The organism is Streptomyces sp. NPDC001407, from assembly GCF_042895325.1.
Lineage (GTDB): Bacteria > Actinomycetota > Actinomycetes > Streptomycetales > Streptomycetaceae > Streptomyces.
In genome coordinates, this window is sequence record NZ_JBIAWF010000019.1 from 131,171 (window position 1) to 154,536 (window position 23,366).

The window sequence follows — 23,366 nt, forward strand, 5'->3', positions numbered from 1 at the left end:
AATCCACAGTTTCCGGACAGCCGGACAGCCGGACAGCCGGACAGCCGGACAGCCGGACAGCCGGACAGCCGGACAGCCGGACAGCCGGACAGCCGGACAGCCGGACACGACCCCACCGTGCTCATCGCCGTTCGTTCGGCGGGCGCGCTGCACCGGCTTCTCGACGTGCTCCCCGTCTTCGAGGGTGACGACCGCATCACCGTCCGGTTCACGCTCGTGCCGGGCTCGGAGTTCGACGTGGACGCCCTCGCGGCCCTGGAGCGGCGCGGCGCCCGGACCGTCGCCTGGGAGCAGGCGTGTGCCCGTGAACACGACCTGATACTGACCGCGAGCCCGAAGGGCGCCCTGCGGGTCCTGTCCGGCCCCCGAGTGGTCATGCCGCACGGCGCCGGCTTCAACAAGGCTCTCAAGGAAGAGGGTTCGGCCCACCTCCCGTCCGGCCTCGACCCGCACTACCTCCTCGCCGACGGCGAACCCTGGGCCGACCTGCACGCGCTGGCGCACGGCGAGCAGCTCGACCGGCTCGCCGAACACTGTCCCCCGGCCGCCGCGCGGGCGTCCGTGGTGGGCGATCCGACCCTGGACCGGCTGCTCGGCTCGGCCGCCCACCGGGAGGACTACCGCGCCGCCCTGGGTACGGGCGAACGGCGGCTCATCGTGCTCACGTCCACCTGGGGCCCCGAGTCGCTGCTGGCCCGCCGGCCGGACCTGCCGCGCGAACTCCTCGGCCGGCTGCCGCACGACGCCTACCAGCTCGGTCTGGTCCTCCACCCCAACGAACACAGCCGGACCGGCACCTTCGACCTCTCCCGCCGGCTCGCCCCGGCCCTGGCGGCGGGCCTGATCCTGGCCAGGCCCCACGAGGAGTGGGCCGCGCTCCTCGTCGCGGCCGACGCCGTAATCACCGACCACGGCTCGACGGCCCTCTACGCGGCCGCCCTCGGCCGCCCGGTCGTCGGGGCCTACGACGGCGGGAGCGAGCTGATCCCCGGCAGTCCCATGGCGGACCTGCTGGCGGCGGCGCCCCCGCTCGCGGAGGGCCTGCCGGAAGCCCTGCGGGCAGCGGAAGCGCAGGACACGCGTCGTTTCGCGGACGCCGCCTTCGCCCGGCAGGGTCAGTCCCTGCGACGGCTGCGCGGTGAGCTCTACCGCCTGCTGGGGCTCCGCCCGCCGACGGTCCCCGTGGCCCCGCACCCGCTCCCCCGCCCGGCCACCGTGCCCCGCCGGCCCGCGGCCTTCGCCGTACGGACCCGGGTCCGCGGACACCGGATCGGCGTCGAGCGCCTCCCCCCGGACACCACCGAGGCCGTACGTCATCTGGCCGCCGAACACCCGGAAGCGGACATGCGCCACACGCAGAGCGCGTCGGTGCTGTGGCGCCGGGCCCGGACCGCCGCCGCACCGGCGCCGCACAGCAGCGCGTGGACGGCGGCCGGCTGGACCGCTCGGATCCTGGCCGAGGCCCCCGGGTGCCGGACCGCCGCGGCGGTCCTCACCCCCGAGCGGTGCCTGGTCCGGCACCGCTCGGCCGGCCCGCTCAGTGTCCGCGTCGAACCGTGCCGGGCCGCCGGGCGCGTCCTGCGCGCCGACCCGGCGGCCGTCATATCGGCGGTCCACGCCTGGCTGGGCGAGGCGCCGCCGCGGTGGGCACCGCCGGTGACGCTCGTCTGCGACACCGGCCCGCTCGCGGTCCGGGTGCACGTGTCCCCGGCCGACGAGGCGGACCTCGCCTACGAGCTCTGAGCGCCGTCGGCCAGTCCGCCCGCGCGCTCGGTCAACAGCCGGGCCAGCGCGCGGTGTCCGTCCGCCTCGGCCGCCGCGCCACGCTCGTCCGCGAGACCGGCGAGCTCCTCCAGGACGCGCACCTCGTCGGTGGTGGAGCCGCGTTCGCGGGCGCTCTCCAGTGCCGCATGCGCCAGGGCCGCGGCCTCCGCCGCCCGCCCCGCGCACCGCAGCGCCCGGCCGAGCTCGAACCCGGTGCGGGCGGTCATCCGCTCGCGCTCCTGCTCCCGCGCCATCCGGTGCGCCTCCTCCAGCAGGGCGACCGCCCGGCCGACATCGCCCTGACGCAGCGCGGTGCGGCCCAGCAGGTGCGTCTGGAGGAGCACGCCGTACGCGTTCCCGATCGCCGTATGGATCCGCAGGGATGCCTCGAAGTCCGCGGTGGCGCCCGCCAGGTCCTCCCTGGCGAGCTTCAGCAGGCCGCTGAACTCCACTGCCGAAGCCCGCAGTTTGCGCTCCTGCTCCGACGCGCCCAGCGACTCGGAGGCGCTCAGCGCCTGGCGCAGGTGGGCCGCCGCTTCGTCGTACCGCCGCTGTTCCCACAGCGGCCTGGCCAGCTGGCAGCGCAGCCGGATCATCGCCGGCAGGTGTTCCAGGCGGTCGGCGGCCGCCACCCCGGTCGCGAAGGCGTCCAGGACGTCCGCGTAGTGCGGGTGGTCGAGGAAGTGCGTCCACAGCGGTTCGCACAGGGCCCACGCGTCCTCGTACAGCCCGCTGTCGAAGGCCAGCCGGACGCAGCCGTACAGCGCGAGCCGCTGCGACTCCAGCCATCTGAGCGCTTCCGCCTTGGTGGAGAACTCGATGTCGGGGACCTCGTCGACGGCCTCCGGCGGCTCCGCGAGGGTCATGCGCGGCCCGGCCGCCATCAGGTCCGCCCGCGCGGCCTGGCGGCGGTACCAGCGGATCAACGCGCGCCGGGCCGCTGCCCGTTCCGTTCCCCCGGGGTCGGCCTCGCGCGCGCGGCGGTCGGCGTGGCCGCGCAGCAGGTCGTGCATCCGGCAGCCTTCGGTCCGGTTCTCCAGCAGGCCCGCCGACTCCAGTTCCTCCAGCGCGTCCTCGGCCCGCCGCTCTCCGGCGCCGAGGAGCGCGGCGGCCGCCGGTGCGGTGACGACCGGCGCGGGGTGGAGCGACAGCAGGCGGTAGAGCCGCGCGGCCTCCTCGCCCAGCCCGGCGTACGCGGCGTCCCACACCGCCTCGACCATGGGAATGCCCTTCTCGCGCAGCTCCGCGGCCAGTTCCCCGACAAGCCGGGACAGGCTGCGTCTGCGGTACTTGCGGACCCACTGGCCGGCCACCTTCAGCGCTGCGGGGAGTCCGCCGCAGCCGTGCACGAGCGCGGCCGTCGCGTCCGGCTCGGCGGGGAGCCGGTGGTCGTCGACGATGTGCGCGAGAAGCCGCGCCGCGTCCTCGGCGACAAGGGGGTTCACGGGCACCTCGACCGGCAAGGCGCCGTCGAAGTCGTGGAGCGCGCCGTGGCTGGTCACGATCGCCAGGCTCCCCGCGGACGCCGGAAGCAGCGGTTCGGCCTCGGCGGCGTACCGGGCGTTGTCGACGATCACGATGAGGCGCTTGTCGCGGGTGAGCGACCAATACTGCTTGCTCCGGCCGGCGAAGGGCCGCTCCAGCCATTCCGAGGTGACGCCCAGGCCGGTCAGCAGCTCCGCGACGGCGTCGGCGACCTCCACCACGCCGTCCCGGCGCAGGTCGTCCAAGTCGACGTACAGCACGCCGTCGGGGTAACCGCGGCTGAGCCGGCGGGCCACGTGGAAGCCCAGCGCGGTCTTGCCGATCCCGCCGATGCCGCTCAGGGTGACGACCAGCGGGGAGCCGTCGCCCGCGTGGCTCTCGGCGGCCCGCGCGATGCGCTCCTGCTCGGCCCGCCGGTTCTCGAAGTGCGCGAGCGCGGGCGGCAGCTGGAAGGGCACCGGCCGCTCCGGCGCCACCACGCCGTGCAGGTGCTGGTGCAGCACCCCGATGTCCCGGGCCTGGACCACCACGTCCGCGTGCCCGTCCAGGCTGTTGTGCGTCTCCTCGGCCATTCCCCAACTCTACGGTCCACGCCCTGTGCTGACGGAGTGACGGATCATCCGAACAGCCGCGTCAGGTGCGGCGCACGCTCCTATGGTGGCTACACCAGACGACCACCCAGGGAGCGTATCCATGGACCCGATCACGGCGGCGGCCCTCACCGCACTGGCCGGAGGGCTGGGCGGGGAAGCCGCCCGGCAGGCATGGCAGGGGCTCTCCGCCCTCGTGCGGCGCCCGTTCTCGCGGGGAGGGGCCCTCGACGCGCCTCCCGGTGTGAGCACGGGGGAGCTGGAGCTCGCCTCCCTGGCGGACGCCCCGGCCGATCCGGCGCGGGCCCAGGCACTGGCCACCGCCCTGGGCGTCCGGGCCGCTCTGGACGGCGAGTTCCGCGGACTGCTCGACGAATGGTGGCAGCGGACGCAGGCGGCGCAGACGGCCGGTGACGTGCACAACCACATCAGCGGCGGGACGCAGGCCGAGGTGTTCCAGGGCAGGGACTTCTCCAGCATCACCCTTCACGTGCACCGGGACGCCGGGCCCGCGGACCGGCGCTGAACGCGCCCGAAGGGGCGCCGGTCCGGCGCCCCTTCCACGCCCGGAGCTAAGCGGCCGGCTTGCGGAGCGTCGCCATGAAGAAGCGGGTCTTGCGGACGAGCACCTCCTGCGCACTGCCGAGCCCGGCTATGAGACCGTCCACGAACTCCGCTCCGAACCGCTCCGTGAACTCCGCCCGCCGGGAGTACACCCCCAGCGCGAACACGTTCATCGTCATCGCCAGGTTCGCCGAAAGGTCCTTGAGCGACAGCGTGTGGAATCCCGCACCGCTGACGATGTCGAAGAACTCGCCCAGCCGCGGCGGGACGTTGGCGGCGTAGACGGTCTCGAAGAGGGCGGTCTCCGGCTCGGTGAGCGCCTCGGTGACGACCGACTCCAGCACCATGAGCTCACCGCCGGGCTTCAGGACCCGCCATGCCTCGCCGAGCGCCTTGGCACGGTCCATGTGACAGAGGCTCTCCACCGCCCAGGCGCGATCGAACGACTCGTCCTCGTAGGGCAGTCGCATGGCGTCGGCGACCTCGAAGGTGAGGCGGCCGGACAGACCGTGCTCGCCCGCGAGCCGATTGGCGGCCGCGATCTGCTCCTTGCTGACGGAGACGCCGGTGACCTCGACGCCACGCTGCTGGGCCAGCCGGAGGGCGGTGCGGCCTGTGCCGCAGCCGATGTCCAGGACGCGGTGTCCGTCCTCGGGGCCGAGGGTCTCGATGAGGTAGTCGGTGTACCGGTCCTGCGCCTGCGAGGACATCGCGACCAGGTCCGTGCTCTCCGGAACGGGCGCGTCCGGCGGGAACCACAGGCCGCAGTGCACGCTCTCGCCGAGGGTCAGGTGGTACACCTCGCCGAACTTGTCGTACCAGTCGCCGACCTCGTCGGCCGTGACTTGCTGCTGGGGGGTCCTTGCTTCCTGCGGCACAGTGCGTTCCCTCCGAGTGCGACATCGATGGATCGCCGGGCCGGACACGACGGTGCTCGGTTCCGCGTCACGGCCCTCGCCCGGGAGATCCTTCAGCACCCGCGGGAAGGCGGACAAGGTCGCCTTCCACCGCGAACGGCCGGTTCAGGCCACCGGTCTCACTCGTCCTCGTACGCCGTTTCCTCCATGAGCCGCTCCGCGATGTCGTCGGCCCACGCCTGGGCCCAGCGGCGGAGTTCGCCGACGGCCGCCTCGTCGAGGCCCTGGGCGGTGAACTCGCCGTCGTCGATCCACTCGGCCCCGGCGAGGCGGGCCTGGAGGTCGGTGAGGTCGAAGGCGGCGTCGCGGGCGTGGCGGCGGCCGAGCTCCTCCAGTTCGACGGGGGACCAACGGGCGGCCGCGGCACGCACGTCGACGAGGCTGCGGGCGAGCCCGAGGTCGGCCAGGGCGCGCACCTCCAGGCCCACGACGTCCTCGACGGCGGGCACGGGCCCGTACTCCGTGGGTACGACAGGCCGCCACAGGGTCTCCTTGCGGAGGTCGACGGCACACTCCTCGCCACTTTTGGGGTCGGCCACGGTGAACCGCGCCGCGAGGGGGTCGGCCGAGACCGGCCGCACCCGCCAGCCCCGCTCCTCCAGCCCGGTCCGCAGCGCCGTCGCGACCGCGGCCATGGGCCGGGGCGCGTCGGTGACGAACTCCAGGTCCCGGCCGGGCCGGCCGCCGAGTCCGTGCGCGCGCACAGCGTGGGCCCCGGCGAGCGCGACCGGCGCCGGGGCGCAGGCGGCCACCACATCGGGCGCGAGCCGCCGGTGCAGCCCTTCCGGAAGGGGCGGGGGCATCTCGGGCAGCATGATCGCGATTATGGCGCACGGGCGGCCCGGATCGGCGGTGCCGGCTCCGCACGCCGGTACGCGCCGAAAGCCGCCCCCGGGTCGGCCCGGGGGCGGCTTGTTCAGGTGGGGGTCGCGTCAGTGACCGTGATGACCGCCGTGACCTTCGTGGCCGTGGCCATGGCCTTCGTGGTCCTCATCGTTCCAGGATCCGTTGTCGGACAGGATCGGGATCTCGTCGAGGATGTGCGACAGCGGGTCGTCCCCGTCCTGGATGGTGGAGTTCTCGGTGCACTGCTGCTGCTGCTGCGAGGACAGGATCGGGATGTCCTGGAGGCCGACGTTGAGCAGGCCGATGAGCGACTGGGCGCCGAGCTTGCCGATACCGAGGCAGGGCTTGTTGAGCGAGCCGTTGATCAGACCCATCTGGGGGCTCATATAGCCGCCGGTCCAGGTGTTGCCGTACATCTGGCCCGCGCCGTTCGCGTTGGCGACGCCGTTCCCGTTGCCCACCGCCATCGCCGGGGCGGTGGAGACGCCGGCCGCGGAAGCCACGAGCACCGTGGTGGCCACTACTTTCTTGATCACGCTATTCCTTCGCTCTGGTCGACGACTTGCGGGAGCGCCCTGGCTAACTCGGAATTCCGGCGGAGGTTATTCGGCTTCACTCCTTCAGCCCACCACGTGGCCCGATCAGAATAAAAGCGCGTGGTGCCCCGCACCAGGAATCGCAACGGAAAGCCCCCCTGCCGCGGGGCCCGCACACCCGCGGCAGAGGGGGCTTTTTCCGTGCATCCGGTGTCGTCCGGGACCTACAGGCCGCCGTTGCCGGAGCCGTTGCCCGACAGGACCGGGATCTCGTCGAGGATGTGCGACAGCGGGTCGTCCCCGTCGTTGATCGTGGAGTTGTCGGTGCACTGCTGCTGCTGCTGCGAGGACAGGATCGGCACGTCCTGGACGCCGATGTTGATGAGGGCCAGTACGGACTGGACACCCAGCTTGCCGATGCCCAGGCAGGGCTTGTTGAGCGTGCCCTGGATCAGGCTCATCTGCGGGCTTTCGACGCCCCCGGTCTTGGTGTTCCCATAGCCGGTCTTGGCTGCGTTGCCGTTCGCGACGTCCTGGTCGTTGCCGATCGCCAGCGCGGGGCCGGCGAGGGAGCCGACCGCGGAAACCGTCATCGCGGCCGTGGCCATTACCTTCTTGAGCACGTCTATGCCTTTCGATCGTTTAGCGCCCCCACTGGGAAAGCGTTCTGAATAACTCCGGCCTTTTGGAGAGGTTCCGGGCTTTCACTCATTCGCGCCAGTGGGCTCGCCGCACGTATTACTGACACATCGCGCGGGACATAGGACCGGAATTCTTATGACCGGCCGAGCTCATGACCGGCCGAGCCGGCGGTAGGCCATGATGCTGGTGAGCGTGACATAGCGATAGGGGCCGCAGACCGTCGTCAGCAGCACGCCGCGGTCGATGAGCCGGTCGACGGTCCACGGCGAGAGGCCGAGGAGTCCGGCGGCCGAGCGCACGGGCAGGGTCATGTCCTCGAAGACCTCGGGGAGGGGCCGCCCGGCGGTCGGGGCGACGGGGGCGCCGGCGGGCCGCTCGGCCGTCCGGGTGCCCATCAGCGGCCGGCGCCGACGGGCACGGGCGTCCGCGCGGTGCGGGCGTGGGAGCCGGACAGGGCTTCGTAGAGCACGCGTTCCGTCTGCGGGCCGCAGAGCACGCGGTCACCGATCCGGAAGAGCGGCACCCCGGTGACGCCGTGGCGGCGCAGCCGGTCCAGTTCCTCGCGCAGGGCCTCGGCGTCCGGCCCGTCGTACGGCGTCGTGCCGCCGCCCGGAAACCGACGGAGAAAACCGTCCGGTCCGGATGCACTTCCGTCGGCTTCCAGGCCGCACTCCTCGGCCAGGGAGCGCAGCACGCCGGGGTCGCCAATGTGCAGCCCGTCGGTGAAGTGGGCGCGGAAGAGCCGCTCCACCATCGCCTCGGCGCGGCCCCGCGCCTGCGCGCGGGCGATGAGCAGGTGGGCGGCGAAGGTGTTGCCGACGACCGCCCGGCCGTAGTCCAACTCCAGCCCCTCACGGGCTGCTTGGCCGGTCGCGCGGGCCATCTCGGTCTCCGCGTACGGGCCGAAGAGGCGCTTGAGCACCGGCACCAGCGGCTGTGCCACGTTCGGCGCGGCCGGTGCGAGCTCGTACGGACGGAACGTCAGCTCCACCTCGCGGCCCGCCGCGCGCAGCCGTCCGGCCGCCCGCCGGAGGCGGGTGTAGCCGATATAGGAGTGGACGCAGATGACGTCCAGAACCATATCCGCCTTCACCATCGGAACCCCCAGAGTGCGGATTTACAGACCGTCGAGCCATTGGACAGGAAAGTAAATCAGCAACTTGCCGGGCGTCAAGTATGATTTTCCGGCCGCACGGCCCGGCGCCGGAGGCCGCCGGATCCCTTCCCGGACCCCCTCCCGGAGCCCCGGCGTCCGCGAGCGCCGCACCGCCCACCGGTCCGCCCGCGGCGTCCCGTACGCGCCGCGCCGTGCCCGCACGCACCCGGTCGGCCAAGTCCGGCCTGGCGACAGGGAATTGACGGAAGGGGCGGAGACCACGGAGCTCACGACAATGTACGTATTGCGTGCCGGGGGTGTCGCGGTCACGGTCGCCGCCCCCGTCACGGAGGTTTCCTGCGGCATGATCTCCACGCCCGCTCAGCGCGTGCGACGGCGACCCGGCCCGGTCGGTCATGTGCGGACGGGCACGGCGGGACCGCGAGGACAGGCTGCCTAACTTGCCGGGCGTCAAGTAGGTTCGGCGGAGGGCGGCAGCTTCACGACAACAGCAGGAGAGACCATGGGCAGCACCCCTCAGGCGCGCAGGAGCGACACCCGTGAGCGCATCCAGAAAACGGCCCTGGACCTCTTCGTCTCACGTGGTTACGAGAAGACGTCGCTGCGGGAGATCGCCGAGGAGCTCGGCGTCACCAAGGCGGCGCTGTACTACCACTTCAAGACGAAGGAGGACATCCTCACCGCGATCTCCGAAGACCTCGGCCGCCCGGTCGACGAACTCATCGCCTGGGCCAGGGAACAGCCCCCGACCCTCGATACCCGGCGGGAGCTGATGACCCGCTACAGCGCGGCCCTGAAGTCGGCCATGCCGATCTACCACATCCTCCAGGAGAACCAGGCGACCTTGCGCGACCTGGCCGTCGGGCGCACGCTGCGCGGCCGCGTGGAGGCCATCTCCCAGCTGATGCACACCGGCGACATCGACTTCGACACCCACGTCCGCGTCGCCAGCGCCCTGCTGACCGTCCACTTCGGGGCCTTCACGCTGGACCAGCTCGGCGGTACGGACGAGGAGAAGCGCCAGGCGCTCCTCAAGGTCGCGCTGGAGACCCTGGGCACCCCCACCGATTGACACTTTCAGGCGACCCCGGCCGGGGTGCCCGCGCGCTGCCGCTCCAGCTCCGCCAGCGCACGGGCGCCCCGGCCGGGGGCGATGTCGAGCCGGACGAGCACCGCGGGCACGGCCACGCCGGGCATCAGGTGCTCGTAGAGCACGATGGCCCGCCGCTCCAGGTCGGCACGGCCGCAGACCGTCTGCGAGAGGGCGTTGATGCCGCCGTACGCCGCGACGATCAGCTCGGCGACCTCCGACGGCATCACGTGCGGCAGCACCTCGCCGCGCTCCTTGCCCTCCGTCAGCGTCCGGGTGTGCAGCTGGGTCCAGTCGTCGAACCGGGCGTCGCGGTGCGGTGCCGTCGCGCTGTGCTCGATGGACAGCCGCACACAGCCCCGCAGCACCGGGTCCACCAGCAGCCGGTGGGTGAAGATCAGCCCGATGTCGACCAGCTCCTGCATCTTGGAGGAGCGCGGCAGTTCGGGGCGGAGCGCGGTGACGGACATCCGGGTCTGGACGACGGCGCGGGCCAGGTCCTCCTTGGAGGCGAAGTGGAAGTACAGCGCGCCCTTGGTCACTTCGGCACGGGCGAGGATCTCGCTGATGGTGGCGGCGTCGTAGCCCCGCTCGTCGAACACCACCGCGGCCGCTTCCAGGATGGTCCGCCGCGTTCTTATCGCACGGTCCTGCTTTGCCACGGTACGCCTCCGCATCGCTGAGGGACCCGCGCGCCGCGTCCTGGGCGGCAGTGCGGATCACTGACCGCTGTCGCTGCCGCCGGGTTCCCGCGCGCAGCCGCGGCGTAGAGCGTATGCAGGACACGCGCGTCAAGGGAGGAGAGCGAACCAGCCATCATGTCCGGCGCCCTGGCCCGGAAGGCGGTTGACTAGGGTCGGATGCCACCGGCCGCGGCCGGTCCGACGAGCCGAGGGAGCCCGCAGGGATGAGCCTCACCGGGACCGCGTTCTTCGCTCTGCTCATCGCGGCGACCGCGGTCGCCGTGCTGGCGACGCTGCTGCTGTGGACGAGGATCCCCGGCCCCCGCCCCCTCGCCTGGCTGGCGCGCGTCGTGCTCATCGGGCTGTGCCAGGTGACCGCCATCTGTGTGGTCGCCACCTGGATCAACAGCAGCTACGGGCTCTACGCGTCCTGGGACGACCTGCTGGGGCGGCCCGCCGGCGCGGGCCCGGTGTCGATGCCCGGCCCGCCCCCGGAGCGGGCCCGCTTCATCCGCGGGGACGCCGGCATACAGGAGACGTACGTCCGCGGGCGCGCCTCGTCGCTGTCGGGGCAGGTGATGATCTGGACCCCGCCGCAGTACGACGAGCCGCGCTACCGCAGGACCGCCTTTCCCGTCGTGCTGCTGCTGCACGGTGTCCCCGGGTCGCCGCAGTCGTGGATGGAGCAGGGCCACATGCCCGGTGACTTCCAGAAGCTGCTGCGGGAGGGGGCGAGCCGGCCGTTCATCCTCGCCGTGCCGATCATCAATCCCGGCGGCGTCGACACGGACTGCACGGACACCACCGGGCACAAGGTCGCGACATGGCTCTCCTCGGACGTCCCGGACCTGATCCGGCACCACTTCAGGACGGGCAAGGGCCCGCGTTACTGGGGGCTGCTGGGCATCTCCACGGGCGGCTACTGCGCGGCCAAGCTGCCCTTGCAGTACCCCAAGGTCTTCGGGGCGGGCGCGGCGCTGGACCCGGACCCGCTGACCGGTGACCGGGGCGTCCTGGCGGACGAGCAGCTGCGGCTGCACAACAGCCCCATGTGGCTGGTGGCCCACACCCAGGCCGACGTGGGTCTCTTCCTCGCGACCTCGCGCCAGGACCGGGACAGCCCGCCCTCCTACATCGAGGAGTTCCAGCGGGCGTCGGCCGGCAGCAAGGTCCGGCTGAAGACGATGCTGACGCAGCGGGGCGGGCACAACTACAACACGTGGATCTCGATGTACCCGGCGGCGTTCGACTGGCTGGGCGAGGAGCTGGACAAGGGACCGGCGTAGGGGCCGGTCAGCTGTTGACGTCCTGCGGGAAGACCAGCTGCTTGCTCATCCACTCCAGGCTCGGCGAGATCTCCCGCCGCCAGGTGGTGAAGTTGTGGCTGCCCTCGTCCAGGATCATCTTGGAGGCGAACATCGGCTCCTTGACCGCCTTGAGGAACTTCTCGGTCTCCTTGAGGTTCTTCTCGCCCTTCTTGCTGCTGGTGACGAGCACGGAGACCTTGGGCGCGGGCAGGTTCTCCAGGCGCCAGATCAGGTCGTGCTCGCGCTCCCGCTGCTTGCCCTCGTCGCCGCTGCCGAAGAGGTTCCCGGTGGTCAGGTCGTTCTTGATCTTGTAGTCGGCGGAGAGGGCCGCGGCCGCGGGATAGACGGAGGGCTGGCGCATCGCCAGTTCCAGCGCGCAGGTGCCGCCGGAGGAATAGCCCATGGCGCCCCAGGCGCTCGCCTCGTGCCCGACGCGATAGGCGCTGCGCAGGGCCTCGGGCACGTCCTTGGTGAAGTACGTCTCCGACTGCGGGCCGCCCGGGACGTCCACGCACTCGGTGTCGCGCGGCGGCGCGATCGTCGGCCGGAGCATCACGATCACGGTCGGCTGCATCTTCTTCGCGGCCAGCAGCTCGCTCGCGGTCTTCGGGATCTGGAGGTATTTGGAGAGGTTGTCGATGCCGCCCGGATAGCCGCTGATGGCCACGATCACGGGAAAGCGCTGCCGCTCGTACTGCTTCTGGAAATACTGCGGCGGGAGATACACGAAGGCCGGCTCGACGACATTGGCGCGGCGGCCGACCAGGCGCACCGACTCGACCGTGCCGACCTGGTCCTTGGGGCCTTCCGGCAGGCCCATGCGGTCGCCGCTGTGCGTGCTCGCGGGCCGGATCAGGCCGCCGCCCTTGGCCGTGTCCACCGTGCCGTTGCCGGCGTCGGTGACCGCGGTGACCTGGCCCGGCGACCGGTCGTAGCGGCCGAGCAGCTGGCCCCAGGTGCCGTAGAAGCTGTTGGCGGAGTTCACCGCGAGCAGCACCACGGACATGATCGCCAGCTGGGTCACCAGGATCGAACCGAGCCGCCCCAGCACGGGCAGCGCGCCGCGCCCGGAGAGCCGCGGCCAGAGCCATACGGTGAGGCCGACGCACAGCACGGCGACGAAGACCACCGTGTACAAGAGTGACCGGCTGGTCAGGCCCATGCGTCCCTCATCTCCCTGCCCCCGTGGTGGGTACTCGTGTTCGGTAGAACGATGCTCACCGGTAAAGAGGCCGGATCGGGTGAAGAGGGTTGCCCTGCACCCATTTCTTACCCTTCTCTTGGTCTGCCCGTGTCCTGGACGTACCGCACCGTTACCGCGCCGGAAACCGCCCGCCCGGGGGGTGGGCCGCGGCCCCGCTGGGCAGGAAGGGCGCATGGGCGACGTCTTCTTGCGCAGGTTGAGCCGCTGGCAGTCCGACCAGTACCGCGAGCAGCTCGCGGATGTGCACGCGGCGGCGTACGGGGGCGCGCCCGGCGAGGCCCCCCGCACCCGCTCCCGCTTCCAGGAACGCCTCTCCGAGGACTCCGCGCGGCCCGGCTTCGACCTGGTGATCGCCGAGAACCGCGGGCCGGTCGGCTGCGCGTACGGCTATCCGCTGAGCCGTGACAGCGACCGCTGGCACGGCTTCGACGGGCCCGTCCCCGCGGACCTCGCGGAGCTGACGGCCGCCGGGCGGGTCTTCCTCGTCGCCGAGCTGATGGTCCTGCCGCGCCACCGCCGCCAGGGCATCGGCCGCCGCCTGCACGACCGGCTGCTCTCCGGCAGCGGGGCCGGGCTCGCCGCGATACTCCTCTCCCCGGCGGACGCGCACGGGGACGGCGCGCACGCGGCGCGGCTGTCGTGGGGGTGGACGGCCGCGGGCAAGCTCTCGCCTGGCGGCGGGCCGGTGCTGGAGGTTTTCGTGCGGGCGCTGCGGAGGTGAGTCTCGCCGGTGCGGTGCCCTCGCGGCGGGCGGGCCGCATGTGGCCGGTCCCGGACGGGGTCCGGGCCCCGGTCCCGCACGCCTCTGGTCGGGCGGGGCGTTCCTGAGGATGGTGGGAGCATGACGGAAACCACCGCGAACCCCTACCTCAGCGGACTCTTCGCGCCCGTCCACGAGGAGATCACCGCGATCGACCTCCCGGTCACCGGCCGCCTGCCCGACTCCCTGCGCGGGCGCTATCTGCGCAACGGCCCCAACCCGCTCGGCGCCCCGGACCCGGCCACGTACAACTGGTTCGGCGGCGTCGGCATGGTGCACGGTGTGCGGCTGCGCGACGGGCACGCCGAGTGGTACCGCAACCGCTGGGTGCGCTCCGACGAGGTCGCCGGGCTGCTGGGGGAGAAGCTGCTGCACGGCCCGCGCCACCTGGGCATGGACTTCGCGCCCAACACCCACGTGCAGTGCTTCGCCGGGCACCTCCTCGCGCTGGTCGAGGCCGGCTCGCTGCCGTACGAGCTGGACGAGGACCTGTTCACGATCGGCCCCTTCGACTTCCACGGCACCCTGCCCGGCGGGCTGGCCGCGCACACCGTCATCGACCCGCACAGCGGTGAACTGCACGCCGTCGCGTACTGCCCGGCGCTGCCGTACGTGCAGTACCTCGTCGCCGGGACCGACGGCCGGATCCGCCGCCGTGTCGACATTCCGGTCGAGGGCCGTCCCGTGATGCACGACTTCTCGCTGACCGAGCGGCACGTCCTGCTCTACGACCTGCCGGTGGTGGCAGCCGATCCGGCGGAGCCGGGCGCGGATCCCGTGCGCTGGGACGACGAGCGGCCCGCCCGGCTCGGGGTGCTCCCCCGGGACGGCCGCGCCCGGGACGTCCGCTGGCTGGAAGTCGACCCCTGCTACGTCTTCCACCCCATGAACGCCTATGAGCGCGACGGCGTCGTCACCGTCCACCTCGTCCGTTACGAGCGGCCCTTCGACCGACGGCCGCCGAACGCCGTGCAGCACCCGGCGCTGCTGGAACGCTGGACGGTGGACCTCGCGGCCGGGACCGTACGGCGCGCGCGGCTGGACGACCGCGAGGTGGAGTTCCCCCGGGCGGACCCCCGGCGGCTGACGGTCCGGCACCGCTTCGGCTACGCGATGGCGGAGGCCGCCGCCGGTGACGACCGGCACCGGCTGGGGGTGGGGCTGCTGAAGTACGACCTGGAGCGCGGCACGAGCGAGGAGTTCCGCGTGCCCCCGGGAGGCGACGTCGGCGAGGGCGTGTTCGTCCCCTCCGCCCCGGACGCGGCCGAGGACGACGGGTGGGTGATGGCGTACGCGTACGACCCCGGGCGGGGCGCCTCGGACCTGGTGGTGCTGGCGGCCCGGGACTTCGCGGCGGGGCCGGTGGCGCGGGTGCATCTGCCGGTGCGGGTGCCGGTGGGCTTCCACGGCAACTGGGTCCCTGACGGTATGTGAGGACGCCGCGCGGGTAGGCGTGGTGGGAAGCGCGGCCGCTCACGGGTGCTCAGGAGTGCTTACGGGTGAGCCCAGCTGGCGCAACCGGACGCGGGGGCCGTCCCCCGACGGTGTCGGGCGCGGGCCGGCTTACGAGGGTCTGAGCACGCCGGGAGGGGCGTGACGGCTAGCCTTACGTAGCCATCCGGACCCGGGATATTCCCCGACACTCCGGACATTTCATAGCTCCCGAGACACGTGAAGGACTGCTCCCCATGGGCATTCGGAGTCTGCTGCGGAACGCGTTCGGCCGGTCCAGGACAGCGACAGCCGAGCGCGACGAACCAAGCCTGCCCCAGCAGAACGCGGGACGGCCGGCCGGGACCGACGGCACGGAGCCGGCCGCCGGGGCCACCCCCGCGCCGGAGAAGGAGCCGGCGGCGGTCGTCCCGGGGCCGTCGGCGGAGCCGATGTCCGTGCTCGTGCCGAGCCCTGACGCCGCGTCGGCTTCCGTGCCGGCCCCCGCGCCGGAACCCGCGCCCGCAGCCTCTGTGCCGGCGCCCGCCTCGGAGCCCGCCCCGGCCGAGTCCCTCCGGGCGCCGCTGCCCGCGCAGCCCACCACGGAGCGCGTGCCCGACCGCGTGCCCGACCCCGGACCGCTCGGCCCCACCCCCGGCCCCACGCCCAAGCCGGACCCGCTCCCCCAGCCGGAGCCCGAGCCGACGCCGATGCCCTCCCCCAAGCCCATCCCGGAGCCGGACCCGGTGCCCACGCCGCGCCCCTCCCCGCCGGTGGAGCCCGAGCCGACGCCGCGCCCGGTGCCCAAGCCCGAGCCCGCCCCGGGCCCGTCGCCGGAGCCGCAGCCCGCGATGCCGCCCCGCGACGCGGCGACCGGCGCCGCGGTCAGCCTGGAGAAGGTGGAGCGGACCGCGCCCGCGCTGGTCAGCCTCTACAAGAGCGCGGCGGTCTCGCTGGAGAAGCAGGGGCTCACGGGCCAGCGTGCGGCCGTCTATCTCGTCCTCGACCGCTCGGGGTCGATGCGCGAGTTCTACAAGAACGGCACCGTCCAGCACCTCGCCGAGCAGGCCCTGGGCCTCTCCGCCCACCTCGACGACGACGGCACCGTCCCGGTCGTCTTCTTCTCCACCGACGTCGACGGCACGGCGGAGCTGGACCTCGGCAACTATGAGGGCCGGATCGAGGAACTCCACAGTTCCATGGGCCACATGGGCCGCACCAACTACCACTGGGCCATGGCAGCGGTGATCGAGCACTACGAGAAGTCGGGCGCCACGGACCCCGCGTTCGTCATCTTCCAGACCGACGGCGGCCCCTACAGCAAGCCTGCCGCGGAGCGCGCCCTGTGCGACGCCGCGAAGCTGCCCATCTTCTGGCAGTTCGTGGGCTTCGGCGACCCGGAGAGCAAGGGCTTCGACTTCCTGCGCAAGCTGGACAACCTCGCGGTGCCGGAGAAGCGCGTCATCGACAACGCGGGCTTCTTCCACGCGGGCCGAGACCCGCGCGCGCTCACCGACGCGCGCCTCTACGAGGAGCTGATGGTCGAGTTCCCCGAGTGGCTGACGGAGGCCCGCGCGGCGGGCATCGTGAAGTAGCCGTACAGCGACGGAAGAAGGCCGCCCCCTGCACCGGGGCGGCCTTCTTCCGTCTACGCGCCGAACCGTACGGTCACCCGCAGCCCGCCGCCCCGCCGCGGGACCGCGTCCACCGTGCCGCCGTGTGCCCGCGCGATGGAGCGGACGATCGACAGGCCCAGGCCCGCGCCGCCCCCGAGCCGTTCCCGCCCGGCACCCCGCCGGAAGGGCTCGAAGAGGCCCTCGACCTCCTCCGGCGCCACCTCCGGGCCGGTGTTCGCCACGGTCAACAGGCCGGGCCGCACGCGCACTTCCACGCTCCCGCCGGGACGGTTGTAGCCGACCGCGTTGCGCAGCAGATTGCCGGTCAGCTGCGCGAGCAGGACGCGGTTGCCGGTGAGCGCGGACGGCACGGCGTCCGTGTCGACGCGTACGCCCTCCCGCGCCGCGCGGTCCGCGACGGCAGCGGCCTCCTCCGCCACGACCTCCGCGAGGTCGAGCGGGTCCTGGCGCTCCAGGCCGCGTTCGCTGCGGGCCAGCACGAGCAGGCCGTCGATCAGGTGCTCCGAGCGCCGGTTCGTCTCCAGCAACAGCTCCTTCGTACGCGCCAGTTCCTCGGGGGAGACCTCGCCGTCCAGGCCGACCTGGATGGCGGCGCGCTGGGTGGCGAGCGGGGTGCGCAGTTCGTGGGAGGCGTTGGAGACGAAGCGGCGCTGGCTGTCGAAGGCGCCCTCCAGCCGGCCGAGGAGCGCGTCGATCGTGTCGGCCAGCTCCTTCAGCTCGTCGTGCGGGCCGCGCTGTCCGATGCGCTCGTGCAGATTGCGCGCGGAGATGCGGCGGGCGGTGGCGGTCATGGCGTGGACGGGCCGCAGCACGCGCCCCGCCGTCCACCAGCCGACGCCGACCGCCAGCAGGGCGGTGAGCAGGAGGGCGAGCGCGGACCAGAGCACGAGCTGATGGGAGGCGGCGGCGCTGACGTCCCCGGTGACCTGGTAGATCGTGGACGGGGCCGCCCCCTTGACCTCCTGCCCCCGGAACGGGACGGCCGTCCGGTCCGGCCGCAGCGTCTCCATCGGCAGGGCGGTGCGGGCGATGACGGTGGCCTGCTCGCGCGTGCCGGCGCGGGAGAGGACGTTGACCGTGGCCAGCAGCAGCGCGCCGAGCACGAGGAAGACCGCGCCGTAGGCGGCGGCGATGCGCGTGCGGGCGGTGAGCGCGGGCCTGGGGACGCGGAGCCTCACAGCGCGTATCCCACGCCCTGGACCGTACGGATCAGCGGCGGCTCACCGAGCTTGCCGCGCAGCTTGCTCATGGCCACGCGGACGGCACCGGTGAAGGGGTCGGCGTGCGCGTCCCAGGCGCGCTCCAGCAGCTCCTCCGCGCTGACGACGGCGCCCTCCGCCTCCAGCAGGATCTGGAGGAGGGCGAATTCCTTGGGCGAGAGATCCAGGTCCCGCTCGTCGCGGAACGCGGTGCGGCGCACGGTGTCCAGCCGCAGGCCGTGGCGCTCCAGCACCGGCGGCGCCGGGCGGGCACTGCGGCGGCGCAGCGCCCGTACGCGCGAGACGAGCTCGGGAAACTCGAACGGCTTGGGCAGATAGTCGTCGGCACCCAGGTCCAGCCCGGCGACGCGGTCCTCCATGCTGCCGGCCGCGGTGAGCATCAGGACGCGCGTGCGGGAGCCGGAGGCGACGAGGCGGCGGGTGACGTCGTCGCCGTGCACCCGTGGCAGGTCGCGGTCGAGCACGACGACGTCGTAGTCGTGCAGGTCCAGATAGGCGATCGCGGCGTCGCCGCTGTAGACCGTGTCCACGGCGAACCCGGCCCGGCGCAGGCCGGTGGCGACCAGCTCGGCCAGTATTTCCTCGTCCTCGGCGACCAGCACCCGCATGTCGTTGTCCATCCTTGTCGGCATTCACCCCCTTTCCAGCATGCATGCGGGTCTACCGCACCGGATGTTTCGCGGATGTCTCCGTCGCGCGCCCCCGCACGTCGGCCGCCTCCGCCATGGACCGGAGCGCGCGACTCCGGACCGCATGCCTCGCGCGCCCCGCGATCACCTCCGGGCGCCCCTCCCCGGTGGTGACGCCGGTGCGATCGAGTGACTACCCTTGGTAGTCGTAGGATCACTCTTCGGATCCGTCGGTCATCCCACGGGCTCGGCGAGGCGGCACGGCCGGGACGCGGGCGGGGTCCTGAGGCCTCTGAAAAGCCGCCGACAAGCCCGAGGCAGACCGATGCCGAGCCGACGAAGAGCCGATGAGAGGGGGAGGGGAGCTCGGGTGGCGGGAGAGGGTCGCACCTCCCGCCACCCGGGCAGACGTCTCCCCGGCCGCGCTAGAGCCAGGACCCCAGCAGGAACGGATACGCGTCGAGGATCTCCGAGGGCCCCTGGATCACCTCGCGCAGCGTGAAGACGACGTACTGATCGCCCTTCGTCGCGAAGAAGTGCGTCTCCTCCCCCACACCCGCCGACGTCACCGCGTCCGGCACACCCGTGAACGCCTTCGGCAGGTGCCCCAGTTCGACGTCGTGCACCTCGCGCTCGTACGCCGTCCCCGGCCGGTCGACGATCACGATCCCGCGCTCCCCGAACACCAGATAGGACGAGCCGTCCGGCGCCGCGGACACCGCCTTGAACCGCCGGCCGACCCGCGGCTGGAGCTCCTGGGCGGGGAAGTATTCGTCCGCGGGCAGCAGGTCCTCGCCCTCGCGGTCGGAGAACTCCACGGCGAGGTCGCCCTTCACGCCGAGATAGGGGTGCCGGTGGCCGCGCGGGGTGCGCGTCACGAAGTCGAAGCCGCCGTGGAATTCCTTGGCCAGGTGCGGGAACGCCTCGCTGATCTTCCTGCGCTCGGCCTCCACCCGGTTCCGCTGGGAGAACCGCACGACCTCGTCGTCCCGGAACCCGTCGAAGCGGATGTACGGCGTGCGGTCGGCCCCCGGCACCCACCGGGAGACCGTGCCGAAGACACCGCCGGTCGCCTCCAGCGTCGTCTTGAGCACACTGGTGGCCGTTGAGACGAGGCCCCCGGTGGCGGGCTCGACGAGCAGCCCGGCCAGCGCGTCGAACGCGCGCTTCTCACCGGCCGGTTCGACGGCCTCGAAGTGCCACCGCCGGTCCCCGAGCGGCGCCATCGTGCTCTCCGCCGTCTGCTCGATCGCCGCGCCCTCGGCGGTGGAACCACCGCGCACGGCCAGCCGCAGGTCGCTGCCCACGTTGACGACGGGCGACCCCTTGGCGTCGTCATTCGTGATCCGCCAGGTCTGGCCGCGGTACGCCGGCGCGCTCTCCTCCAGCGGCCCCTGCCCGACGGCGGCGCCCTTGCCGTGGCGGCGGACCTGGAGATACCGGCCGCTGCGCAGATTCCGCACCCGGTAGGTGTCCTTGCCCCCTTGCCCGGCCTCCAGCCGCCACGCCTGCCCCGCCCGCGCCGGCCACTCGCGCAGCCGCTCCTGCACCACCGCCGCGCCCTTCGCCGTCAGATACAGCCCGGTCTCGTCGTTCCTGATCAGGTACGTGGTCTTGGCGCTGACGCTCATGGACCCTCCTGTGAACGGCCGGAATCACTGCCTTGCTCCGGCGCCCCACGTTAGGAGCGCGCGGGAAAGGGTGCGACAGGAAACCCGGCCATCCGCACGGCCGTGGACCAAGCCTCCTTCAAGTGGCCTGATCAGGCTTCCGCATCAGTGGGCATCCTCCATGCGTGAGCAATGAAAATCCCCCCTCGCTCCCTGCCCCCGCACCCCCTCCTCCCGCACCCGTGAGCTATGCCGTGGACACGCGTACCAATCGCCTCGGCCAAGTCATGGACCGGCACGCCGGATACGTGCAGCTACGTCCTCCCCAGGGCGGCGTCGAGTGGGACTGCCCGCCCGAGTACGCCCGGCCCGCCTCGGAGGCGGAGGCGCTGCGCGCCCGCGTGGCCCGGCTGAATGCCGAGAGCCGGTGGGGGCTTTGACCGCCCGCACGGTCTTCCTGTTCGGGAACTGGACCCTCCAGCCCGACCGGGAGCCGGACGCGGAGCCGATCACATACGCGATGCAGTGCGCGGTGTGCGAGGCGTGCTCGGGCGCCGTGGAGGACGTCACGGCCGCCCAGGACTGGACGTTCAGGCACGCGGGCCGCAATCCGTCCCACCACACCTACCGGGAGGTGATCACCAGGCCGTGGCGGGCGTGGATGGCCGAAGCGCCGCCGGCCGCCGGGCCGGCTTGAGGCCCACGGGGGCCGCAGCGCACGGGTGACCCCCGCGGCGGACGCCGAAATCGCCGCGCGGGCACCCCCTGGCGCTCGGATACGCTAAAGGTCTCTGTAAACCGCGACCAGGGAGCAGCCGGAAATGGCTCGACACCTCATCACCAGCGCCCTTCCGTACATCAACGGGATCAAGCACCTGGGCAACATGGTGGGGTCCATGCTCCCGGCGGACGTCTACGCGCGCTTCCTCCGCCAGACCGGCCGCGAGACGCTCTACATCTGCGCCACCGACGAGCACGGCACGCCCGCCGAGCTCGGTGCCAAGGAGCTCGGCCTGCCCGTCGCCGAGTTCTGCGCCCAGCAGCACGACGCCCAGAAGGCCATCTACGACGGCTTCGGGCTCTCCTTCGACTACTTCGGCCGCAGCTCCTCCCCCGAGAACCGCGAGATCACCCAGCACTTCGCGCGGAAGCTCAAGGAGAACGGCTTCATCGAGGAGCGGGCGATCCGCCAGGTCTTCTCGATCACCGACGACCGCTTCCTGCCCGACCGCTACATCGTCGGCACCTGCCCGCACTGCGGCTACGACAAGGCCCGCGGCGACCAGTGCGAGAACTGCACCCGCGTGCTCGACCCGACGGACCTGATCGACGCCCGCTCGGCGATCAGCGGCAGCAGCGACCTCGAGGTGCGCGAGACCAAGCACCTCTTCCTGCTCCAGTCCAAGCTCCAGGGCGAGGTCGAGGCGTGGATCGACGAGCACGGCAAGGACTGGCCGGTGCTGGCCTCCTCCATCGCCCGCAAGTGGCTGACCGAGGGCCTCAACGACCGCGCCATCACCCGTGACCTGGACTGGGGCGTGCCCGTCCCGGCCGACACCTGGCCGGAGCTCGCGGCCGAGGGCAAGGTCTTCTACGTCTGGTTCGACGCGCCCGTCGAATACATCGGCGCCACCAAGGAGTGGGCGGACCAGGACCCGGCCGCCCGCGACTGGAAGTCGTGGTGGTACGAGGCCGACGACGTCCGCTACACCCAGTTCATGGGCAAGGACAACGTCCCCTTCCACACGGTGATGTTCCCGGCCACGCAGCTCGGCACCCGCGAGCCGTGGAAGAAGGTCGACTACGTCAAGGCCTTCAACTGGCTCAACTACTACGGCGGCAAGTTCTCCACCTCCCAGAAGCGCGGCGTCTTCACGCACGACGCCCTGGAGCTGCTGCCCGCCGACTACTGGCGCTATTTCATGATGGCCAACGCCCCCGAGTCGGACGACACGTCCTTCACATGGGAGCTGTTCTCCGCCACCGTGAACAAGGACCTCGCCGACGTCCTCGGCAACTTCGTCAACCGCGTGCTCTCCTTCTCCAAGAAGCGCTTCGGTGACGAGGTCCCCGCGGGCAGCGAGGCCGGCGAGGCGGAGGCGGCGCTGGGCCGCGAGGTCGCGGAACTGCTCGCGGAGTACGAGCGGCACATGGAGGAGCTCCAGTTCCGCAAGGCCGCGCAGGCGCTGCGCGCGCTGTGGAGCGCGGGCAACGCCTATCTGGAGACCAAGGCCCCCTGGCTGGAGATCAAGACCGACCCCGAGGCCGCGGCGCTCACCCTGCGCACGGCGATGAACCTCATCCACCTCTACGCCGTGGTGTCCGAGCCCTTCATCCCGGCGTCCGCCGCCGCGATGCGGTCCGCGTTCGCGCTGACCGACGACAACGCCACGTGGATCACGCCGGACGAGGCCATGTCCCTGTCCTTCGTCCCCGCGGGCACGGCCTTCACCGTGCCGCCGGTGCTCTTCGCGAAGATCACCGAGGACGACCTCGCGGAGTACCGCGAGCGCTTCGGCGGCGGCGAAGAGGCGTAACCCCGCCTCCCCCGCGCACCGCGGCCGGGCCCGGAACCGTAGTGGTTCCGGGCCCGGTTTTCTTCTGCATTGATCGATCGGCAATCGTTCGTTGACAGCGCCCCAGCAGGGTGGGACGCGTAGATACATGGGGGAAGACGAAGACGAGGAAAAGAAGTGTCCGACAAACGCATCACCGTGACCGTGCACGCGACCGACGAGCTCAACCGGGCGAGATTCGTCCGCCGGCTGCGGGAGCTGCCCGAGGTGCGCGTGGTCCGCGAGGACGGGGACGTGTCCTTCGTCCTCATGGGCGCGGACGACGCCCCCGCCGCGGCGGAACTCCGCCGCCGGTCCCGGGACGGCGCCGAACGCGTCGTCCTCGTGGCCGAGGAACTCGGCGAGTCGGAGCTCATGGCTGTGGCGGAATACGGGGTGCGGTCCGTCCTCTACCTGGGCCGCCTCACCGCCTGGCGGCTGGCCCGCGCGGTCCATACGGCCGTCGGCTGCTGCGCGAAGGCTCCGCTGGTGACGGCGCTGGTGTGACGGTTTGCTGTGTCCTCAAGCGCCGGACGGGCTGGACTGTGCGGGCGCGTTGCCGCCTGCGGCGGGGCGGCCGTTTCTGGGTGCGGGTTGTGTGCGCCTGCGGCGGGCGGCCTCAAACGTCGGCCGGGCTTGGGTTGTGGTGGGTGCGCTTTCCGCTGGGTGCGGGTCCGATGTCTTGTGCGGGTTGTGTGCGCCTGCGGCGGGCGGCCTCAATCGCCGGCCGGGCTTGGGTGGTGGTGGGTGCCGGGGGTGGCGCCTCCGGGCTGGGAACC

Annotated in this window: 23 protein-coding genes; 11 read left to right on the forward strand and 12 right to left on the reverse strand. The window is 72.3% G+C overall.

Features of this window, described 5'->3' with window-relative positions; genetic code table 11:
• The first annotated feature begins 117 nt into the window (after window positions 1-117).
• Window positions 118-1,743, forward strand: a complete 1,626-nt coding sequence (locus tag ACFY1P_RS24785) for a translation initiation factor 2 (RefSeq protein ID WP_390751905.1) — start codon at window positions 118-120, stop codon at window positions 1,741-1,743.
• Here ACFY1P_RS24785 and ACFY1P_RS24790 read toward each other — a convergent pair.
• Window positions 1,731-3,821: an NB-ARC domain-containing protein gene (locus ACFY1P_RS24790; protein WP_390751906.1), complete on the reverse strand. Its 2,091-nt coding sequence runs from the start codon at window positions 3,819-3,821 to the stop codon at window positions 1,731-1,733. The two genes, ACFY1P_RS24785 and ACFY1P_RS24790, sit on opposite strands and share 13 nt — an antisense overlap.
• 121 nt (window positions 3,822-3,942) lie before the next feature.
• Between ACFY1P_RS24790 and ACFY1P_RS24795 the strand changes: the two genes are divergently transcribed.
• Window positions 3,943-4,365: a hypothetical protein gene (locus ACFY1P_RS24795; protein WP_390751907.1), complete on the forward strand. Its 423-nt coding sequence runs from the start codon at window positions 3,943-3,945 to the stop codon at window positions 4,363-4,365.
• A gap of 46 nt (window positions 4,366-4,411) precedes the next feature.
• On the opposite strand, the gene ACFY1P_RS24800 is transcribed toward ACFY1P_RS24795, so the two are convergent.
• From ACFY1P_RS24800 to ACFY1P_RS24825, 6 genes are all read right to left on the reverse strand, one after another.
• Complete coding sequence (locus tag ACFY1P_RS24800; protein WP_390751908.1) at window positions 4,412-5,281, reverse strand: methyltransferase domain-containing protein; 870 nt, start codon at window positions 5,279-5,281, stop codon at window positions 4,412-4,414.
• Between the two features lie 158 nt (window positions 5,282-5,439).
• Window positions 5,440-6,135, reverse strand: coding sequence for a hypothetical protein (locus ACFY1P_RS24805; protein WP_390751909.1), 696 nt, complete (start codon window positions 6,133-6,135; stop codon window positions 5,440-5,442).
• 117 nt (window positions 6,136-6,252) lie between these two features.
• Window positions 6,253-6,702, reverse strand: coding sequence for a rodlin (locus ACFY1P_RS24810; protein ID WP_361521254.1), 450 nt, complete (start codon window positions 6,700-6,702; stop codon window positions 6,253-6,255).
• 224 nt (window positions 6,703-6,926) lie between these two features.
• On the reverse strand, window positions 6,927-7,325 hold the full coding sequence (locus tag ACFY1P_RS24815; RefSeq protein WP_361521251.1) for a rodlin: 399 nt from the start codon (window positions 7,323-7,325) through the stop codon (window positions 6,927-6,929).
• 168 nt (window positions 7,326-7,493) lie between these two features.
• Entirely contained in the window at window positions 7,494-7,739 is a 246-nt protein-coding gene (locus ACFY1P_RS24820; protein WP_390751910.1) for a hypothetical protein, read from the reverse strand.
• Window positions 7,739-8,425 (reverse strand): DsbA family protein, encoded by a 687-nt coding sequence (locus ACFY1P_RS24825; protein ID WP_361521246.1) that lies wholly within the window; start codon window positions 8,423-8,425, stop codon window positions 7,739-7,741. Before ACFY1P_RS24825 ends, ACFY1P_RS24820 begins: the two co-directional genes overlap by 1 nt.
• A gap of 538 nt (window positions 8,426-8,963) precedes the next feature.
• Between ACFY1P_RS24825 and ACFY1P_RS24830 the strand changes: the two genes are divergently transcribed.
• A complete protein-coding gene (locus tag ACFY1P_RS24830) occupies window positions 8,964-9,533 on the forward strand; it encodes a TetR/AcrR family transcriptional regulator (protein WP_361521243.1) in 570 nt (189 codons plus the stop codon).
• Between the two features lie 5 nt (window positions 9,534-9,538).
• Here ACFY1P_RS24830 and ACFY1P_RS24835 read toward each other — a convergent pair whose 3' ends face one another.
• Entirely contained in the window at window positions 9,539-10,213 is a 675-nt protein-coding gene (locus ACFY1P_RS24835) for a ScbR family autoregulator-binding transcription factor (protein WP_361521240.1), read from the reverse strand.
• 245 nt (window positions 10,214-10,458) lie between these two features.
• Between ACFY1P_RS24835 and ACFY1P_RS24840 the strand changes: the two genes are divergently transcribed.
• Entirely contained in the window at window positions 10,459-11,520 is a 1,062-nt protein-coding gene (locus ACFY1P_RS24840; RefSeq protein WP_361521237.1) for an alpha/beta hydrolase-fold protein, read from the forward strand.
• Window positions 11,521-11,527: 7 nt separating this feature from the next.
• Here the strand turns inward: ACFY1P_RS24840 and ACFY1P_RS24845 are convergent, their stop codons facing one another.
• Window positions 11,528-12,703: an alpha/beta hydrolase-fold protein gene (locus ACFY1P_RS24845; protein WP_361521234.1), complete on the reverse strand. Its 1,176-nt coding sequence runs from the start codon at window positions 12,701-12,703 to the stop codon at window positions 11,528-11,530.
• 214 nt (window positions 12,704-12,917) lie between these two features.
• Here ACFY1P_RS24845 and ACFY1P_RS24850 point away from each other — a divergent pair, with 214 nt between their 5' ends.
• The 3 genes from ACFY1P_RS24850 (at window position 12,918) to ACFY1P_RS24860 (ending at window position 16,531) form a co-directional block, all read left to right on the forward strand.
• A complete protein-coding gene (locus tag ACFY1P_RS24850; protein ID WP_361521231.1) occupies window positions 12,918-13,466 on the forward strand; it encodes a GNAT family N-acetyltransferase in 549 nt (182 codons plus the stop codon).
• Window positions 13,467-13,586: 120 nt separating this feature from the next.
• A complete protein-coding gene (locus ACFY1P_RS24855; protein WP_361521228.1) occupies window positions 13,587-14,939 on the forward strand; it encodes a carotenoid oxygenase family protein in 1,353 nt (450 codons plus the stop codon).
• Between the two features lie 254 nt (window positions 14,940-15,193).
• Window positions 15,194-16,531 carry a VWA domain-containing protein gene (locus tag ACFY1P_RS24860; RefSeq protein ID WP_390751911.1) on the forward strand — a complete coding sequence of 446 codons (1,338 nt, stop codon included), beginning with the start codon at window positions 15,194-15,196 and terminating at the stop codon, window positions 16,529-16,531.
• Window positions 16,532-16,584: 53 nt separating this feature from the next.
• On the opposite strand, the gene ACFY1P_RS24865 is transcribed toward ACFY1P_RS24860, so the two are convergent.
• The 3 genes from ACFY1P_RS24865 to ACFY1P_RS24875 all read right to left on the reverse strand — a co-directional run bounded on the left by ACFY1P_RS24865 (window position 16,585) and on the right by ACFY1P_RS24875 (window position 20,053).
• On the reverse strand, window positions 16,585-17,751 hold the full coding sequence (locus tag ACFY1P_RS24865; RefSeq protein WP_361521221.1) for a HAMP domain-containing sensor histidine kinase: 1,167 nt from the start codon (window positions 17,749-17,751) through the stop codon (window positions 16,585-16,587).
• On the reverse strand, window positions 17,748-18,401 hold the full coding sequence (locus ACFY1P_RS24870; RefSeq protein WP_361521375.1) for a response regulator transcription factor: 654 nt from the start codon (window positions 18,399-18,401) through the stop codon (window positions 17,748-17,750). The genes ACFY1P_RS24865 and ACFY1P_RS24870 overlap by 4 nt, the downstream gene beginning before the upstream one ends.
• Before the next feature lie 446 nt (window positions 18,402-18,847).
• Entirely contained in the window at window positions 18,848-20,053 is a 1,206-nt protein-coding gene (locus tag ACFY1P_RS24875) for an RICIN domain-containing protein (protein WP_361521218.1), read from the reverse strand.
• A 233-nt stretch (window positions 20,054-20,286) separates the two neighbouring features.
• Between ACFY1P_RS24875 and ACFY1P_RS24880 the strand changes: the two genes are divergently transcribed.
• The 4 genes from ACFY1P_RS24880 (at window position 20,287) to ACFY1P_RS24895 (ending at window position 23,094) form a co-directional block, all read left to right on the forward strand.
• On the forward strand, window positions 20,287-20,472 hold the full coding sequence (locus ACFY1P_RS24880) for a hypothetical protein (RefSeq protein WP_361521384.1): 186 nt from the start codon (window positions 20,287-20,289) through the stop codon (window positions 20,470-20,472).
• The gene (locus ACFY1P_RS24885; RefSeq protein ID WP_361521215.1) at window positions 20,460-20,729 is read left to right on the forward strand and encodes a hypothetical protein; all 270 of its coding nucleotides are present in this window, start codon (window positions 20,460-20,462) and stop codon (window positions 20,727-20,729) included. Before ACFY1P_RS24880 ends, ACFY1P_RS24885 begins: the two co-directional genes overlap by 13 nt.
• 124 nt (window positions 20,730-20,853) lie before the next feature.
• Entirely contained in the window at window positions 20,854-22,569 is a 1,716-nt protein-coding gene (metG, locus tag ACFY1P_RS24890) for a methionine--tRNA ligase (RefSeq protein ID WP_361521212.1), read from the forward strand.
• Window positions 22,570-22,725: 156 nt separating this feature from the next.
• Entirely contained in the window at window positions 22,726-23,094 is a 369-nt protein-coding gene (locus ACFY1P_RS24895) for a DNA-binding response regulator (RefSeq protein ID WP_361521209.1), read from the forward strand.
• The last annotated feature ends 272 nt before the right edge of the window (window positions 23,095-23,366 follow it).